This window comes from Chryseobacterium ginsenosidimutans (assembly GCF_039536845.1).
In the GTDB taxonomy this organism is placed as follows: Bacteria; Bacteroidota; Bacteroidia; order Flavobacteriales; family Weeksellaceae; genus Chryseobacterium; species Chryseobacterium ginsenosidimutans_B.
The window spans coordinates 1,308,925-1,323,811 of sequence record NZ_BAAAZJ010000003.1 but is presented as its reverse complement, the minus strand read 5'-3'; the positions used below and the strand labels follow the sequence as shown (position 1 = coordinate 1,323,811).

The window sequence follows — 14,887 nt, the reverse complement described above, 5'->3', positions numbered from 1 at the left end:
GGTGCGGGAAGCAGAGCTTCCCGCACCGGAATTAACAATTTCAATTTAGTTTACTTTCTATTATTACGCTTCTGCAATATCTTCTTTTTTAAATCCTCTGTGGTGGCATTTTGAAGCAAATTCTTTTTTGAATTTCCCTTTCAATTCCTGATATTGTTCTTCATTCATTTCTCTGATCTTGTCTGCAAGACCGAAAGGAGATCTTTCTTTAATTCCGTATTCTTCGAAAATACCTTTTACAAATCTTTTTCTTTCGATTGCTTTTTTAGCGATTATTGCAACTCCGGCAACTGCTAATGCTCCAAGAGCACCTTTTAATACTGAATTTTTCATTTTTTCAAAATTTTAAATTTTACTACTTTTTGTTTTTTATATAGACGAATGAATTTTAATTTTACTTTACTACTTCTAAAATTTTTATTATTCGTTTGTTTTGTTGTGACGGTTGAAAAATCCTCCTGAACATCTGTCTTTCCAGACTTCTTTGAACTTTTCTCTTTCTTCCGGAGATAAACTCATCATTCTGTCTCTCATCATTTTCTTTTCTTTAAAATCTCTCATTCCTTTTCCAAAATGGAAACCTCCGAAAAGGATCTTACTTAAGATCAAAATTCCCATTGCCTGCCAATATGTTATCGATTTCACTCCTAAAATATCGGGGAGCAGGCAATTCCAAAGAGCCATGACGATCCATGTAACTCCCAATAAAATCAAGGGTGGACATAAGAATAAAAAAATCCAGCCTTTTTTGTGTTTATTATAATTCATAACTTTCTTTTTACTAACTATTTAAATCTTCATATAATCTTCTCAATCTGTTTCTCAAATGCTTTACGGCATAGTTCTTCCGACTGATAATTGTTTTAATATTTTCGCCCTGTTCATCGGCAATTTCCTGGAGAGTTTTGTCGTTGAGCTCATTTTCTACATAAACAAGCCTTTGTTTCTCGGGCAATTCGTCCAATGCTTCAAAAAGCTTTTTCCAGATTTCATCCTGAAACATTTTTACTTCCGGACCTGCACTTTCATCAAGCAAAAGAATATCTTTTATGGAAAAACTTCCGTCTTCATCTTCGTACACAAAATCTTCAAGATTTTCAGTTTTCTTTTTACGATATTTGTCAGTGATTTTATTTGCCGTTACTCTGTACAGCCAACCGCCAACATTCACAATCTCAGAAAGATTGGTAAGACTACTGAACTGATACCACACCTCCTGCAAAATATCTTCCGCATCTTCCGTGTTTTTCACTTTCGGGCGAATGTAAGACATCAGCTTTCCGCCGTACTTTGAAACGGTTTGTGAGATGATATTTTCCTTCTCTTTTTGCGGCATTGTTATTTTTTCGACAATCTCCATATTGCTATGACGATTGATATTTTTGTTTTACTTTAATAAATTTAAAATATTTTTCCGGAAATTCGGTTTTTCTTTTATTAATGGGATTTTTAAGACTCTCAATTTATTACTCATCAATAATTTATTATGAAGGAATTTAAGCGATAACTTACCATTAGACCGCTACACAATGAGCCTAGATTCCTACGGAATGACAAACTAAATCAAAAACTTAAACATTAATAGAAAACAATCAAAATCATTTCAAAAAATTATTGTCTTTGTGATTAAAAAAGAAATTGCTTTGTCGTTTCGCTCCTCGCAATGACAAAAAAACGGAAAGCAAATACTCTCCGTTCATATTTTAAAACAATAAAATTTTAATTTAGATAAATTCCGAAAAACCAAGTCCATGCAATTAAAATAATCTGCATCGGAATTCTCTCTTTATAAAGATAACTCATTCCGGGACCCGAATAATCACCTTTGAAAATATTGACCTTTTTCTTGGAAGAATTAATATTTGCCAGGAAAACTAAAACCAAAAAGACAATTAATAAAACAGCTGTCAATTCACGAACTGAAGGAACCACCAAACCAATTCCGGCTGCAATTTCAATGATTCCCGTGAAATATACCCAAAACATTTTCGCAGGAATAAAATCAGGGATCATCATTGCCATTCCTTTCTGAAATTTAAAGTGCGCAAATCCCGTGAAAATTATAAAAACCGCCATTCCCAAATTCCCCGAAAATAAAAAATTCCAGCTTCCCTGAAAGATTTTAGTCCCCAATAAAGCCAGAATAAAGGTAACGAAAAGGATTGTTAATAATTTCATATTCAATTTTAAGTGTAAAATTATCTTAAACTCATCAACAATCTGTTTGTTAATTTAGAATAAGCTATTTAAGTCATAATTATTTTCTTCAGCAAGATTCTTTACAATTTCCAAGCCTTTTATAAAACCTGTATTCATAGTATCCTGCCATTCTTTTTCGACCTGTACTTCTGCATGAAGCTTTGTTTTTCCACCAAAATCTATTAGAATATATTTTTCGAAACAGCCGCTCCATTGCTTTACTTCCATGCTTTCGGTGTCTTCTACTCCATTTTTATCGACCATTCCCAAATGCTTAAAAATAATTTGGCCGGGCTCATCCAGACTGTCAATTGTTGAAACCATTCCTTCACCTTCTGTATTCACAAAGTAGGTTTTCCCATCCACTTTCCAATCGCTCTTCATTTGTGATGGTGAACCTGGATTAAAAAATTTCGTCCATTCACTATACGTTTCATCTCCCCAAAGAATATCCCAAACTCTCTGTTTCGGAGCATCAATGATTTTTTCGTAAGATAAAGTTTCCATATTTTTAGATTTTTAATTTGAATATTAAAATTGGTTTTCAGAAAGTTGCTTCACGATTTGCATTGCCTTTGGAAATTTCTCTTCAAAAAACTTTTTGAATTCTTCATTAGTCTGAATTTCACTTTTAAGTTTCGTTCCTTCTTCATTTTCTTCTAAAATCCAAGCTTCGGTCGCGTCACCCCAATTTTGCGGAGTTTCAATTCCACCATAGATATCTCCGAGATGTAAAAATTTCATTTCCTGATTAGGAATATTTTTCTCTACCCGACTATACATTCCGTTATTATTCGGATCAAAAAATTTCACGATGCTTCCTTCTTCCAAAGTTCCCGTGTAAAAAGAACCTTCCGTAAAAGCCGTCGTCCATTGCCTATAAGAAATATCGTCCCAAAGCACACTCCAGACCTTTTCGGGTTCTGCATTTATCTGTATTTCAAAATTTAATTTTTCCATAGTCTAAGCCTTAAAATTTATTTAAAGAATTTGTAATTAATTTGTCATCCTGGGAAGAAAGAGTCTTCATAAAAATTGAATTTATCCTCCTACAAAGTCTCCGCCATTAATATGAATAATTTCTCCTGTGATAAAACTTGAATCTTCCGAAGCCAGGAAAACATAAGCCGGAGCCACTTCAGAAGGCTGTCCAGCCCTTTTCAAAGGATTATCTTTTCCGAAAGCCGACAAATTATCAAAAGTTTCCTTTACAAGAGGTGTCCAGATCGGACCGGGAGCAACGCCATTTACCAAAATTCCTTTTTCTGCAATATTAACAGCTAAAGAACGTATAAAAGTAGCAATTGCACCTTTCGTTGCCGAATAATCGATCAAATGATCGCTTCCGCGATAGGCTGTAACAGAAGTTGTACAGATAATTTTTCCGCCTTTTTTCATTAGTGCTAAAAAGTCTCTCGTCAAAGCAATCATTGAAATAATATTAGTGTCAAAAGTTTTCTGAATCTGATCATCTGAAATCTTTTCGATATCATTTTTAGGAAACTGGATTCCCGCATTATTGACAAGAATATCCAATGTTTTCCAGTCTTTTTTGATCTTATCTAAACATTTTGTCCTGAAAGTCTTTTTTGAAACATCACCTTTCAGCAAAATACATTTCTGACCTTCTTTTTCAACCAGTTTTTGAGTCTCTTTGGCATCTTTATCACTTTCTTTGTAAATGATCGCAACATCTGCGCCTTCCCTAGCGAAATGAACAGCAACAGCCTGTCCGATCCCACTGTCGCCACCGGAAATTACAGCTTTTTTATTAAGAAGCTTTTTACTTCCTAAATAATTTTTACGGATAATCTCAGGATAAAGCCCATCTTTTGGAACTTTAGATTTTGAATTTGACTTGTTCTGTGTTTTCATAAGCAAATCTTTTTATGAATACCATCAAACAATAAGCCGAAGAGGAAAAATTAAGAAAGCCAGATAATGGAAGCTGAAAGTTTTTAACTCCGTTAAATAATTTAACTTCCCGCTTCCATCTTCCAGCCATATCTTTAAGAATTGTAAGCGGCTTCCAAATCCTGAATAACAATTTTCTGCATTCTCATCATAGCCTGAACTACTTTTCCTGCTTTCTCCTGATCCGAATCACTCATCAGCTGAATCAATCTTTTTGGAACAATCTGCCAGCTGAAACCATATTTATCCTTTAACCAACCGCACATGCTTTCTCTTCCTCCATCAGAAGTCAAAGCATTCCAATATTTGTCTGTTTGCTCCTGATCGTCGGTCATCACAACCATTGAAATTCCTTCATTGAAATCAAATTGATGATCGTAAGAATTATCCATACAGAAGAAACTGTAGCCGTCGATTTCAAAATGTGCATGTTGAATATTTTCCGCAGGTTCAGGAGTTGGATGGCCTTCACTTCCATCGCCATATTTTAAAATGCTTCCGATTTTAGAATTCGGGAAAGTTTTTGTGTACAATTCCATCGCTTCCATCGCCTTTCCATTATTTTCATGGATAAACATCAAAGTCGGAATAATTTTCTGCTCGGTTCTCTTCTCACCTAAAAATATCTGCCACGTGACATCATATTTATCTTTAAGCCAGCCATATTTTTTGCTCCAGGAATAAGAGTCCAAAGGCATTAAAGCCATTCCGCCTTCCATCAGCTGATCCCAATATCTTTGAACCTCATCTTCCGTTTCACAGATTACCATGAAAGAAACGGAAGCATTTTTTTTGAATTGCGGACCTCCGTTTAATAACATTAATTTTTGACCAAAAAGATCAATGTTCATCACAACAGGCGTATCTGCAGTAATTTTTCCTTCAAATACTTTGCAGTAAAATTCTGCTGATTCTTTTGCGTTTCCGTCGTACCAAAGACACGGGAAAATATCATTATTCATAATTTTAAATTTTATTTTTTTTGCCTTAAACACTAATAGGTAGAAATATTTCACGAATAATCACAAATGCTTCGACAAGCTCAGCATAACATCTCTAATACTAACAGTTTATTTAGCGATATAATTGATGCGTTGTCATGCTGAGCATGTCGAAGCATCTAACCAAAATAATGTATCAAAGTGAAAATTTGTGCAAACATTAGTGCAATTTGTGTTTAATATCAATTTTTAAAAGAAACATGATTCTCATGCATATATACTTTCAGTTTTTTCATCGTATTTTTACCGAAACCATGTAACTGCATAATTTCTTTCTCGGAATAATCCGATAATTTTTCCAGAGAATCTATTTTCTCTTTTTCTAAAGCTCTTCTTGCCGGCATTGCAATAATTCCTCTCAGAAAATCTCCTTCCACAACATGATTAACAACACAAATAGAGCTTAAACATTTCGCCATTATTATTAAGTTTATCATGATGCTTTAAAAGTTTTTTAGTGATTTTCAACGTATTTATGGAAATTATTCAGGATAGCATACCAACCGTCTCTTTGCATTTCCGTAGAATTTTGTTTTTCAGGATCGAAAGTTATTTTAACATTTGTCGTATTTTCATCAATAGAATCAAAAAAAATATCTACATTTCTTCCGTCTTCCATATGATATTTTATTCTTTCATTAGGAATAACCCCATCATAAGTTCCTATAAAATCAAATCCGAAGCTTTTATCTTTCGCTTCCATTCTGTTTTTAAATTGTCCGCCAACTCTTAAGTCGTTTTCGGAACTCGGACACTCCCATGATTCATGGGCAAAATTCCATTTTGTAATATGTTTTGGCTCATTATAATAATCCCAAACCTTTTGAACGGGAGCCAAAATCGTAATGTCAATATGAATAGGTTCCATAATAATATTTTTTTAGGTGTTATAAAGGGCAGCCAAAATTCAGCTACCCATTTTTATAATTTAGTTTAAAGATAGGATTATTTTGTATATTGTTCATTATAGTTCACCATCCAATGAACACCATATTTGTCCTGAAAGCTCCCGAAATAGTCGCCCCAAAATTGGTCTTCAATAGGCATTTCAACGTTTCCACCTTCTGAAAGTCCTTTAAAAAGTCTGTCTGCTTCATCTTTCGATTCAGGGAAAATTGAAACATAATTGTTGTTTCCTACATTCAGTTTTTGCCCAAAACTTGGAACAATATCTGAAGCCATCAACAAATCTCCACCGATAGGAAGCGCGATATGCATTACTCTGTTTTTTTCTTCGTCTGATAAATTTTCAGTTCCGGGTGCATTTCCCATTTTGTGAATTTCACCAACAAATTCACCTCCAAAGACAGATTTATAAAAATTGAAAGCTTCTTCTGCTTGTCCATCAAAATTTAAGTACGGATTTAATTTAGCCATGATATTTTATTTTTAAAGTTTGTTTTTTATTTGTAATTGCGAGCTTGCTACGTGGCAATCTCATCTTTTTTAAACGCAAAGAGAACAAGGATTTTAATTATGAATATTTCGTTTGCAAAAGCATTCTATTCAGCAAATATTGAACGTATAGATTGTCATTCTGACGAAGGAAGAATCTATTTAATGATCTTAAATATTCAAAAATTTTGCAACCTCATTCACAGTAAAATCAATCAGTTTTTCATCCACATTCCCTCCAAAATCCGCCATCATATAGGAACCGTGAGTGGCAGGAAGAATCATTAATTGAGAACCTTCCACCAAACGCCACATTTCAACGACGTGTTCGGGTTTCATTACATCTTTATCACCGGAAATAAATAAAGCTGGAGATTTTATTGAAGTTAAGATATCTTCGCTCCAGTCTTCAAAAGTCTGCATTCTTTTGCTGTCTTTATCAAACATATTTTCAAGCGCAGAAAAGTCAGGATTCAGGTTTAAAAAATTAATTTTAAGCGGTTCCGGCATTGATTCTAATGTTGCTTCCATCATATTTTCGAAGAAACCATCCATCATTCCGCTTCTTTTATAAAATGCGGATGCAATAACGAGTTTTTCAACCCATTGAGGATGTCGGTGGGCAATTTGCATCACTGTATTTCCTCCGTTGCTGAAACCCCAAAACGAAGCTTTTTTAATATTTAGGTCTTTCAAAAGAGCAGCAACATCATCTGCATCCTGCTCGAAGGTTTCAGGAATATCGCGATGTCCGGTCATTCCGTGGTTTTGAAGATCAATCCCTATTAATTGAAACTTGTTTTCCAGCCTCGAAATCACTTCTTTATAATCAAATAAAATAGAACCGCCTCCTCCATGAACTAATACCAAAGGTTTTCCTGAACCGTAGATTTCATAATACATCTGAATTCCATTGATGTGCTTAAGACCTTTTTCAACAGGATTCATGTTTAATATTTTAGATCTTTATCAAAATCGTATTTCATTCCCTCGTAACCAAGAATTCTTCGCATTAATCCGATTTGTCCGCTCAGATAATCTTCACGACCGATGCACATTCCTACGAAATTCAGAACCGTTTCCGGAAAAAAATCGATGTTCATTCCCACCGGAAAAGCTTTATCCAATTCCTCGTCGGAAACTTCCAATAATTTATTATAAACAAGAGGTGAAATTGTATGGAAAGCATCTTTAAGCTGTTGTAAAGTCGGATATGTTAAATTTTCATCCAACGCTTTTCCCTGAAAGAAAAAATCTTTAAATTCAAATTCTTCCTGAAGTCCGAGAACAAACCCCAAAGCGTAACGCATATCGAGAAAATTCCCGACCATCCAAACGATATGATTGGTTCTGCCTTCAATTCTTTTCAGGGCATCTTCTTCAGAAATTCCGTCGAGAACCATCAGAAAATTCTGACTGTGACCTCGAAAAGCCGGAATAATAATGTCTAATTTTTTTGATTTTGGTGTATCCATTTTGTTTAGTTTTAATATTCTCTTTTGTTTCCGCAGATTATACGGATTTACACAGATTCTATTGGTGTAACCTTAAATCTATTTTTCTTGTGGATTTTGCAGATTGAGCAGGTTTATTTTATAGCTCCGGGTTTTCCTAAAATTCTTCTGAGATAGCCGAATTGACCACTATGGTAAATTTCGTGAAGAGACAATCCTGAAATGTCATTAATTATTGAAGGATCAATACTTTCAAGGCTATTCAGTTTTGTTTCAAATTTGTTCTGAGATTCTTTTAAATAAGATTTTAATTCTTCAAAACTTAAAAATTCATCTTTCCGATTCAAAGGAATTTCACCTCTGTTGTAGCATGAAAACTTCCCGTTATCCCAAATCGATTCTTCACCTAAAACATTTAGAAAAGCATTTCTTATGTAAATTAAATGTCCTAAAATCCAATTCATACAATTGGCTTCTCCATTAGGAAAAATCATTGCTTCTTCGTTTGAAATATCATTAATATTCATCGAAATTACTTTGTAATTACTAAGTATCAAATACTTTATAATTTCAACATCGTTTGATTTTGTTTCCATTTAATTATCCTTGAGGAAGTTGAGAAAGATCTGCAAATGTTACATTCCAGCCATGTCCATTGATGTCCCAAAAAGAATTTTGATACATCCATCCGTAATCTTGTGGTTCTTCATGTTGATGAGCCCCGTTTTCGACGGCAGCATTTACCACCTGATCAACTTCTTCACGGCTGTTTAATCCGATCGCTACTAAAACCTGAGTGGTATCGCCTTTTGGAACAGGTCTCTCAGAGAACGTCTGAAAATATTCTTCCGTCAAAAACATAACGTAAATATTGTCATTCATTACTACACAAACTGCTTTTTCATCTGAAAACTGTTCATTGACAGAGAATCCAAGTTTCGTCCAAAACGCTTTTGTTTTCTGAATATCTTTAACCGGAAGATTGACATAAATTTGATTGATTTTCATTTTGTAATTTTTTAAATGTTAAACTTTTAACCAAAATTACCTAGTTAACATGAAAACCAACTTGCCATAAGACAAGATTTAAATTTTCTTCGGATGAGACACCAGCTCTTTACGAATTCTGCTTAAAGAAGTATCTGTAACTCCCAGATAGGAAGCGATTTGCTTCAATGGAGCAAACTGTACAACATGAGGTTTTTGTTCTAAAAGATTAAGATAACGTTTTGTCGCAGAAAGCGTAAACATCTCTACCGAGCGTTGCTTATAAACAAAAAGCTGCTGAGACATCCAAGCTCTTCCCCATTCTCTGAGATTCGGAATTTTGTGGAATAATTCCTGAAAAGTTTCAAAACTGAATTTCCAGCATTCGCAATCTGTAATGCAGACAATATTTTCCTGCGTCGGAATTCGTTGAAATAATGAAGAAACTTCGATAATGATTTCGTTTTCTACAAAAAAATGTGTCGTCACTTCATTTCCATTAAAATCATTGACAAACGAACGAGCCAAACCTTTCTCCAAAATATAATATTCATTGGCAGTTTTTCCTTCTTCAAGAATACAATCTCCTTTCTGGAAAACTACTTTTTCGTGAGCATAAAATATCTCTTCCAGCTCTTCATCTAGAAAAAAAGGGAAATCGTAGCAGATTTCTAAGGCTTTATTTGTCATCAAGTCAATGTTTTTTAAGTTTTTTAAAAATAGAATTTTTATTGGACTTGATGAAAAAATCATTAAACAAAATAACGAATTGTGATAGATTATTTTATTGCAATCCTTTACACATAATCGTTGTAAGCTGTTTATATTGATTATAAATTATTAAACGTTCTGTTCGATCTATCATTCTAACGAAGGAAGAATCTCTAAAATTCAATTATATTTAAAAAAAGATTCTTCATTACACTGCGTTTCATTCGGAATAACAAACGAGCCGTCTATTTATAACTTTTAAAACAAAGAAAGCTGAATCGGTTTCGGACTGGAAGGTTTCTGAACATCCCCGAAAACTGTTTTCCCGCCAAAACGCCAGGAATTTTGTCTTTCTTCTTCAATCACTTCCTGAATATCAAAATTGGGTGTAAAATCTTTTTCTGTGGCTTCAACAATTTGATGAAGTTTATTCAGCGTCTTTAATTTATCTGAATTTCCGAGCTTTGATTTTTCAATTCCAGATTTAAGGATTTGAATGCTTTCATCATAAACTTTGGTCGGAACCGGGAAAGGATGTCCGTCTTTTCCGCCATGCGCAAAAGAAAATCTTGCAGGATCTTTGAATCTTGAAGGCGCACCGTGAATCACTTCACTTACCAACGCCAAAGACTGCATCGTTCGCGGGCCGACACCTTCCAGCATCAATAAATCTTCGAAATTCTGAGGTTGTTGTTCTCGCGTTACGTATAAAAGCGCTCCGAGCCGTCTTAAATCAATATCAGAAGCTTGTACATCATGTTGATTGGGAAGAATTAATCTTGAAAAATCGCTCATAATTTCTGCAGAATCGGTATGGGAAATATCTAAAATTCCTTTTCTGTTTTCTGATGCTTCCGAATCTGTTAAGTTTAAAATTTTTCCTCTTGAAATTCCATTGATTCCTGTGTGAGGCTCTTCAATAAAGGATTTTATATTTTCTGAATGCCAATGATAACGTCTTGCGGTTCCATCTGACTCATGCATTCCTTGTTGAACAACGCTCCAGTTTCCGTTGTCTGACAAAATAAAATTATGCAAATACAATTGATAACCATCCTGAATCGCCGTATTATCAACTTTTGCAGAAAGTTTGCTGGCTCTCACCAATTCGGTTCCGTTCAACCCTGTTTTATCAGCAATTTGCAGTAATTCTGACGGTGTATCTCTGGAAAATTTACCCTTTCCTCCACAAATATACAGTCCGAGTGTTTGAGAATTAGGATTAATTGAACGCTTTAAAGCACCCATAACGGAAGTTGTAATTCCTGAAGAATGCCAATCCATTCCCATCACCGCTCCAAAACTCTGGAACCAAAACGGATCAGCCAATCGGCGCAGAACTTCATCTTTTCCATAATCTGTAAGAATTACTTCAATAATTGAAAGCCCGAGAATAGACATACGCTCATACAACCACAGCGGTACTTTGCCATAGTGAAGGGGTAAATCTGCTGTTCCGGAACGTTTCATTTATTTTGTAAAGTTAGGTTTTAATATGATGATATTTTGATGATTTGAATCAGTATTTAAACACGAATGGTACAAATGTTTTTCACAAATAAGCACAAATTATTAATCAATAGGAACGGGCTTTAGCCCGTTTAAGAAATTAAAAACATCATATTGGCTTTAGCCAAAATTTATAAACCTTTATTTAATTAGTGATATTCGTGAAAAATATTTGTGCCATTCGTGTTTAAAATAAACCTTTATGTTTGTCCTCATCAAACTTTTCATTAAAAATAATTTTATTTCCAAAAGGATCATCGACGGTAAAAGCAATGGCATTGTAAAACGTTTTTTCTAAACCCGGTCGATTGTATTTGTACTTTTTATCGATCAATTCTTTATGATAATCTGCGACGCCTTCACCCCAGATAAAAACCCTGCTTCCGGGAGTTCCGTCACCGTGATGTTCGCTTAAATGAAGAATGATATTATCTTTTTTAACTTCCATATAAACGGGAGTGTCGTCTTCAAAATGATGTTCCCAAACAATTTCAAAACTTAGCCAATCGATATAAAATTCTATCGTTTTTTGATAATCAAAAATTCTGAGAATGGGAATAACTTGTTCTGCTTTCATATTTAATATTAAACTTATTGATGTGAAAGAATATTAATTAATTTTCCAAACGGATCTTTGACGAAGAATCTGCGAACTCACCAGTCTTCATCGGTAATTTCGTAAGTAATTTCAAATTCTGAATTCTTCACTTTTGCATACCATTTGATTGAAATTTAGAAATTCTTACTGCCAAAAAAGCCTTGCGAAATAAAACTTTCACAAGGCTTTTATAAAAATTTTATTGCTAAATTATTTTAATGCTTCAATTGCTGCACTATAATTTGGTTCGTTGGCAATTTCTGAAACCTGCTCCGTGTAAACCACTTTATTATTTTCGTCAGTTACGATCACGGCACGGCTCAAAAGACCTTTCATCGGAGAATCTGTGATTGTTACTTCATAATCATCACCAAAACTGCTTCTGAAATCTGAAAGTGTTTCAACATTATTTAAACCTTCTGCTGCACAAAATCTTGTTAAAGCAAAAGGTAAATCTTTAGAAACGTTGATTACAACAGTGTTTTCAAGGCTTGAAGCTTCCTCATTGAATTTTCTTGCAGAAGACGCACAAGTCGGAGTATCGATGCTTGGGAAAATATTGAAAACTTTTTTCTTTCCTTCAAAGCTTTCAAGAGTTTTTACATTTAAACCTGAATCTACCAGAGCAAAATCTCTTACAGTGGTTCCTACTGCCGGCAAAGTTCCTATTGTATGTACTTCGTTTCCTTTTAAAGTGATATTTGACATAATTTTATTTTTTAAGTTTTTCAAATTTAATCAAAATGAAGAGGATTTTTTGTCAAATAAAGGTTAAATAATTCTTAAAGTGGAAAATCTTATTTAGGTTTAATCTAAAAAAATTAAATTTTAACTAAATTTGTGGAACTAAAAAATCAAATAATAAATAATAGTATAATGTCAGACAAATCAAAAATCTATTACACATTAACGGATGAGGCTCCAATGTTGGCGACACACTCGTTTTTACCGATTGTAAAAGCATTTACAAAATCAGCAAATATTGAGATCGCAGTTCCGGATATTTCTTTGGCAGGAAGGATTTTAGCAAACTTCCCTGAATTTTTGAAAGATGATCAGAAAATCGATGATGCGTTGGCTCAATTAGGTCAATTGGCAACTCAACCTGACGCAAACATTATCAAATTACCAAATATTTCAGCTTCTGCACCTCAGTTAGACGAGGCAATCGCTGAATTACAATCTAAAGGTTTCGCAGTTCCGAATTATCCTGCAGAACCGAAAAATGATGAGGAAAAGGCAATCAAAGCTAAATATGCTAAAGTATTGGGAAGTGCTGTAAATCCTGTGTTAAGAGAAGGAAATTCTGACAGACGTGCTCCAAAAGCTGTTAAAAACTATGCAAAAGCAAACCCTCACAGAATGGGAGATTGGGCTTCTGACAGCAAAACCGACGTTGCTCACATGAACAACGGAGATTTCTACGGAACTGAAACTTCTATAACGCTAGAAAATGCCACAAAATATAAAATCGTTTTCAAAGGAAATGATGGTGCTGAAACTTTATTAAAAGATTTCGCAAGTCTTCAGGCTGGGGAAATTATCGATTCTTCTGTTATGAATTTAAACGCTTTGAAAGCTTTCGTACAGGAAGCTATCGAAGAAGCTAAAAACAGAAATGTACTTCTCTCTGCTCACTTAAAGGCTACGATGATGAAAATCTCTGACCCTATTATTTTCGGAGCGATCGTAGAAACTTTCTTTAAAGATGTTTTCACTAAATATGCTGAGACTTTCAAGTCTTTAGATGTTAATCCAAATAACGGTCTTGCCGATCTTTTCGAAAAAATCAAAGGAAATGCTCAGGAAGCTGACATTAAAGCTGACATCGAAGCTGCTTTGGCAAACGGACCAAGAGTGGCAATGGTAAATTCTGATAAAGGAATTACAAATTTCCACGTTCCTTCTGACATCATCGTTGATGCATCTATGGCTGCTTTGGTAAGAGGTGGCGGTAAAATGTGGAACAAAGAAGGGAAAGAAGAAGATACGGTTTGTATCATTCCGGACCGTTCTTACGCTGGTTTCTATCAGTCTGTAATCGATGATATGAAAGCTCACGGAAAACTGGATCCTACAACAATGGGTTCTGTTCCGAACGTTGGTTTGATGGCTCAAAAAGCTGAAGAATACGGTTCTCACGACAAAACTTTCCAGGCTACGGCAGACGGAACAATTGAAGTTCAGGATGAAGCAGGAAATGTTCTTCTTTCTCAAAAAGTAGAAAAAAGCGATATTTTCAGAATGTGTCAGACTAAAGATGCTCCGATTCAGGATTGGGTAAAATTGGCAGTAAACAGATCCAGATTATCTGATACGCCTGCAATTTTCTGGTTAGACAAAGGAAGAGCGCACGACAGAGAAATCATCAAAAAAGTAGAAAAATATCTTGCAGATCACGATACAAACGGTCTTGACATTAAGATTCTTGATGTAAAAGACGCAATGACGGAAACACTGAAAAGAGCAAGAGAAGGAAAAGATACAATTTCTGTTTCAGGAAACGTATTGAGAGATTATTTAACGGATCTTTTCCCAATCCTTGAGCTTGGAACTTCTGCAAAAATGCTTTCTATCGTTCCATTAATGAATGGTGGCGGTTTATTCGAAACAGGTGCAGGAGGTTCTGCTCCAAAACATGTTGAACAGTTCCTGGAAGAAGGTTATTTAAGATGGGATTCTCTAGGTGAATTCTTGGCTTTACAGGCTTCTTTGGAGCATTTAGCACAAACTCAGGGGAATACAAAATCTCAGGTTTTAGCTGATGCATTGGACGAGGCAAACGCGAAATTCTTAGCTACGGACAAATCTCCTGCAAGAAAAGTAGGACAAATCGATAACAGAGGCTCTCACTTCTATTTGGCAATGTATTGGGCAGAAGCTTTGGCTAATCAAACTGCTGATACTGAATTGGCTAAACAATTTGCTCCGATTGCAGAAGCCATGAAAGAAAATGAAGAAGTTATCAATGCCGAATTAATTGGTGCTCAAGGTAAACCTCAAAACATTGATGGCTACTACAAAACTGATACTTATAAAACGTATGCAGCAATGAGACCAAGCACCGTTTTAAATGAAATTATTGACGGAATTTAATTTTCTGATTTAATATAAATAAA

General features: G+C 34.7%; 20 protein-coding genes. 1 reads left to right on the top strand and 19 read right to left on the bottom strand.

The window, feature by feature from the left end; genetic code table 11:
- Nucleotides 1-63 precede the first annotated feature (63 nt).
- The 19 genes from ABD745_RS06225 to tpx form a co-directional block, all read right to left on the bottom strand.
- The gene (locus tag ABD745_RS06225) at nt 64-333 is read right to left on the bottom strand and encodes a hypothetical protein (RefSeq protein WP_344826819.1); all 270 of its coding nucleotides are present in this window, start codon (nt 331-333) and stop codon (nt 64-66) included.
- Between the two features lie 87 nt (nt 334-420).
- On the bottom strand, nt 421-768 hold the full coding sequence (locus tag ABD745_RS06220) for a hypothetical protein (RefSeq protein WP_344826816.1): 348 nt from the start codon (nt 766-768) through the stop codon (nt 421-423).
- Nucleotides 769-781: 13 nt separating this feature from the next.
- Entirely contained in the window at nt 782-1,336 is a 555-nt protein-coding gene (locus ABD745_RS06215; RefSeq protein ID WP_344826813.1) for an RNA polymerase sigma factor, read from the bottom strand.
- Between the two features lie 383 nt (nt 1,337-1,719).
- A complete protein-coding gene (locus ABD745_RS06210) occupies nt 1,720-2,178 on the bottom strand; it encodes a DoxX family protein (protein ID WP_344826811.1) in 459 nt (152 codons plus the stop codon).
- A 54-nt stretch (nt 2,179-2,232) separates the two neighbouring features.
- The gene (locus ABD745_RS06205; protein WP_344826809.1) at nt 2,233-2,706 is read right to left on the bottom strand and encodes an SRPBCC family protein; all 474 of its coding nucleotides are present in this window, start codon (nt 2,704-2,706) and stop codon (nt 2,233-2,235) included.
- A gap of 24 nt (nt 2,707-2,730) precedes the next feature.
- A complete protein-coding gene (locus tag ABD745_RS06200) occupies nt 2,731-3,159 on the bottom strand; it encodes an SRPBCC domain-containing protein (RefSeq protein WP_344826806.1) in 429 nt (142 codons plus the stop codon).
- A gap of 81 nt (nt 3,160-3,240) precedes the next feature.
- The gene (locus ABD745_RS06195) at nt 3,241-4,074 is read right to left on the bottom strand and encodes an SDR family oxidoreductase (RefSeq protein ID WP_344826804.1); all 834 of its coding nucleotides are present in this window, start codon (nt 4,072-4,074) and stop codon (nt 3,241-3,243) included.
- Between the two features lie 134 nt (nt 4,075-4,208).
- Nucleotides 4,209-5,075, bottom strand: a complete 867-nt coding sequence (locus tag ABD745_RS06190; protein WP_344826801.1) for a VOC family protein — start codon at nt 5,073-5,075, stop codon at nt 4,209-4,211.
- A gap of 221 nt (nt 5,076-5,296) precedes the next feature.
- Complete coding sequence (locus ABD745_RS06185; protein ID WP_344826799.1) at nt 5,297-5,551, bottom strand: helix-hairpin-helix domain-containing protein; 255 nt, start codon at nt 5,549-5,551, stop codon at nt 5,297-5,299.
- A gap of 17 nt (nt 5,552-5,568) precedes the next feature.
- Complete coding sequence (locus ABD745_RS06180; protein WP_344826796.1) at nt 5,569-5,982, bottom strand: SRPBCC family protein; 414 nt, start codon at nt 5,980-5,982, stop codon at nt 5,569-5,571.
- Between the two features lie 77 nt (nt 5,983-6,059).
- Entirely contained in the window at nt 6,060-6,491 is a 432-nt protein-coding gene (locus tag ABD745_RS06175) for a VOC family protein (RefSeq protein ID WP_344826795.1), read from the bottom strand.
- A gap of 189 nt (nt 6,492-6,680) precedes the next feature.
- Nucleotides 6,681-7,457, bottom strand: coding sequence for an alpha/beta fold hydrolase (locus ABD745_RS06170; protein ID WP_344826792.1), 777 nt, complete (start codon nt 7,455-7,457; stop codon nt 6,681-6,683).
- A 2-nt stretch (nt 7,458-7,459) separates the two neighbouring features.
- Entirely contained in the window at nt 7,460-7,984 is a 525-nt protein-coding gene (locus tag ABD745_RS06165) for a DinB family protein (protein WP_344826789.1), read from the bottom strand.
- A gap of 113 nt (nt 7,985-8,097) precedes the next feature.
- Entirely contained in the window at nt 8,098-8,559 is a 462-nt protein-coding gene (locus ABD745_RS06160; protein WP_344826786.1) for a hypothetical protein, read from the bottom strand.
- 4 nt (nt 8,560-8,563) lie between these two features.
- Nucleotides 8,564-8,971, bottom strand: a complete 408-nt coding sequence (locus tag ABD745_RS06155) for a VOC family protein (protein ID WP_344826784.1) — start codon at nt 8,969-8,971, stop codon at nt 8,564-8,566.
- A gap of 78 nt (nt 8,972-9,049) precedes the next feature.
- Entirely contained in the window at nt 9,050-9,640 is a 591-nt protein-coding gene (locus ABD745_RS06150) for a Crp/Fnr family transcriptional regulator (RefSeq protein WP_344826781.1), read from the bottom strand.
- Nucleotides 9,641-9,919: 279 nt separating this feature from the next.
- Nucleotides 9,920-11,131 (bottom strand): DUF763 domain-containing protein, encoded by a 1,212-nt coding sequence (locus ABD745_RS06145; RefSeq protein ID WP_344826778.1) that lies wholly within the window; start codon nt 11,129-11,131, stop codon nt 9,920-9,922.
- Between the two features lie 226 nt (nt 11,132-11,357).
- Nucleotides 11,358-11,747 carry a glyoxalase superfamily protein gene (locus ABD745_RS06140; RefSeq protein WP_344826775.1) on the bottom strand — a complete coding sequence of 130 codons (390 nt, stop codon included), beginning with the start codon at nt 11,745-11,747 and terminating at the stop codon, nt 11,358-11,360.
- A 231-nt stretch (nt 11,748-11,978) separates the two neighbouring features.
- Nucleotides 11,979-12,476 (bottom strand): thiol peroxidase, encoded by a 498-nt coding sequence (gene tpx / locus ABD745_RS06135; protein WP_344826773.1) that lies wholly within the window; start codon nt 12,474-12,476, stop codon nt 11,979-11,981.
- A gap of 168 nt (nt 12,477-12,644) precedes the next feature.
- Here tpx and ABD745_RS06130 point away from each other — a divergent pair, with 168 nt between their 5' ends.
- Nucleotides 12,645-14,864 carry an NADP-dependent isocitrate dehydrogenase gene (locus tag ABD745_RS06130; protein ID WP_344826770.1) on the top strand — a complete coding sequence of 740 codons (2,220 nt, stop codon included), beginning with the start codon at nt 12,645-12,647 and terminating at the stop codon, nt 14,862-14,864.
- Nucleotides 14,865-14,887 lie beyond the last annotated feature (23 nt).

Coding starts and splice junctions, on each gene's coding strand:
- ABD745_RS06225 (WP_344826819.1), bottom strand. CDS start 333: ATGAAAAATTCAGTATTAAAAGGTGCTCTTGGAGCATTAGCAGTTGCC.
- ABD745_RS06220 (WP_344826816.1), bottom strand. CDS start 768: ATGAATTATAATAAACACAAAAAAGGCTGGATTTTTTTATTCTTATGT.
- ABD745_RS06215 (WP_344826813.1), bottom strand. CDS start 1,336: ATGCCGCAAAAAGAGAAGGAAAATATCATCTCACAAACCGTTTCAAAG.
- ABD745_RS06210 (WP_344826811.1), bottom strand. CDS start 2,178: ATGAAATTATTAACAATCCTTTTCGTTACCTTTATTCTGGCTTTATTG.
- ABD745_RS06205 (WP_344826809.1), bottom strand. CDS start 2,706: ATGGAAACTTTATCTTACGAAAAAATCATTGATGCTCCGAAACAGAGA.
- ABD745_RS06200 (WP_344826806.1), bottom strand. CDS start 3,159: ATGGAAAAATTAAATTTTGAAATACAGATAAATGCAGAACCCGAAAAG.
- ABD745_RS06195 (WP_344826804.1), bottom strand. CDS start 4,074: ATGAAAACACAGAACAAGTCAAATTCAAAATCTAAAGTTCCAAAAGAT.
- ABD745_RS06190 (WP_344826801.1), bottom strand. CDS start 5,075: ATGAATAATGATATTTTCCCGTGTCTTTGGTACGACGGAAACGCAAAA.
- ABD745_RS06185 (WP_344826799.1), bottom strand. CDS start 5,551: ATGATAAACTTAATAATAATGGCGAAATGTTTAAGCTCTATTTGTGTT.
- ABD745_RS06180 (WP_344826796.1), bottom strand. CDS start 5,982: ATGGAACCTATTCATATTGACATTACGATTTTGGCTCCCGTTCAAAAG.
- ABD745_RS06175 (WP_344826795.1), bottom strand. CDS start 6,491: ATGGCTAAATTAAATCCGTACTTAAATTTTGATGGACAAGCAGAAGAA.
- ABD745_RS06170 (WP_344826792.1), bottom strand. CDS start 7,457: ATGAATCCTGTTGAAAAAGGTCTTAAGCACATCAATGGAATTCAGATG.
- ABD745_RS06165 (WP_344826789.1), bottom strand. CDS start 7,984: ATGGATACACCAAAATCAAAAAAATTAGACATTATTATTCCGGCTTTT.
- ABD745_RS06160 (WP_344826786.1), bottom strand. CDS start 8,559: ATGGAAACAAAATCAAACGATGTTGAAATTATAAAGTATTTGATACTT.
- ABD745_RS06155 (WP_344826784.1), bottom strand. CDS start 8,971: ATGAAAATCAATCAAATTTATGTCAATCTTCCGGTTAAAGATATTCAG.
- ABD745_RS06150 (WP_344826781.1), bottom strand. CDS start 9,640: ATGACAAATAAAGCCTTAGAAATCTGCTACGATTTCCCTTTTTTTCTA.
- ABD745_RS06145 (WP_344826778.1), bottom strand. CDS start 11,131: ATGAAACGTTCCGGAACAGCAGATTTACCCCTTCACTATGGCAAAGTA.
- ABD745_RS06140 (WP_344826775.1), bottom strand. CDS start 11,747: ATGAAAGCAGAACAAGTTATTCCCATTCTCAGAATTTTTGATTATCAA.
- tpx (WP_344826773.1), bottom strand. CDS start 12,476: ATGTCAAATATCACTTTAAAAGGAAACGAAGTACATACAATAGGAACT.
- ABD745_RS06130 (WP_344826770.1), top strand. CDS start 12,645: ATGTCAGACAAATCAAAAATCTATTACACATTAACGGATGAGGCTCCA.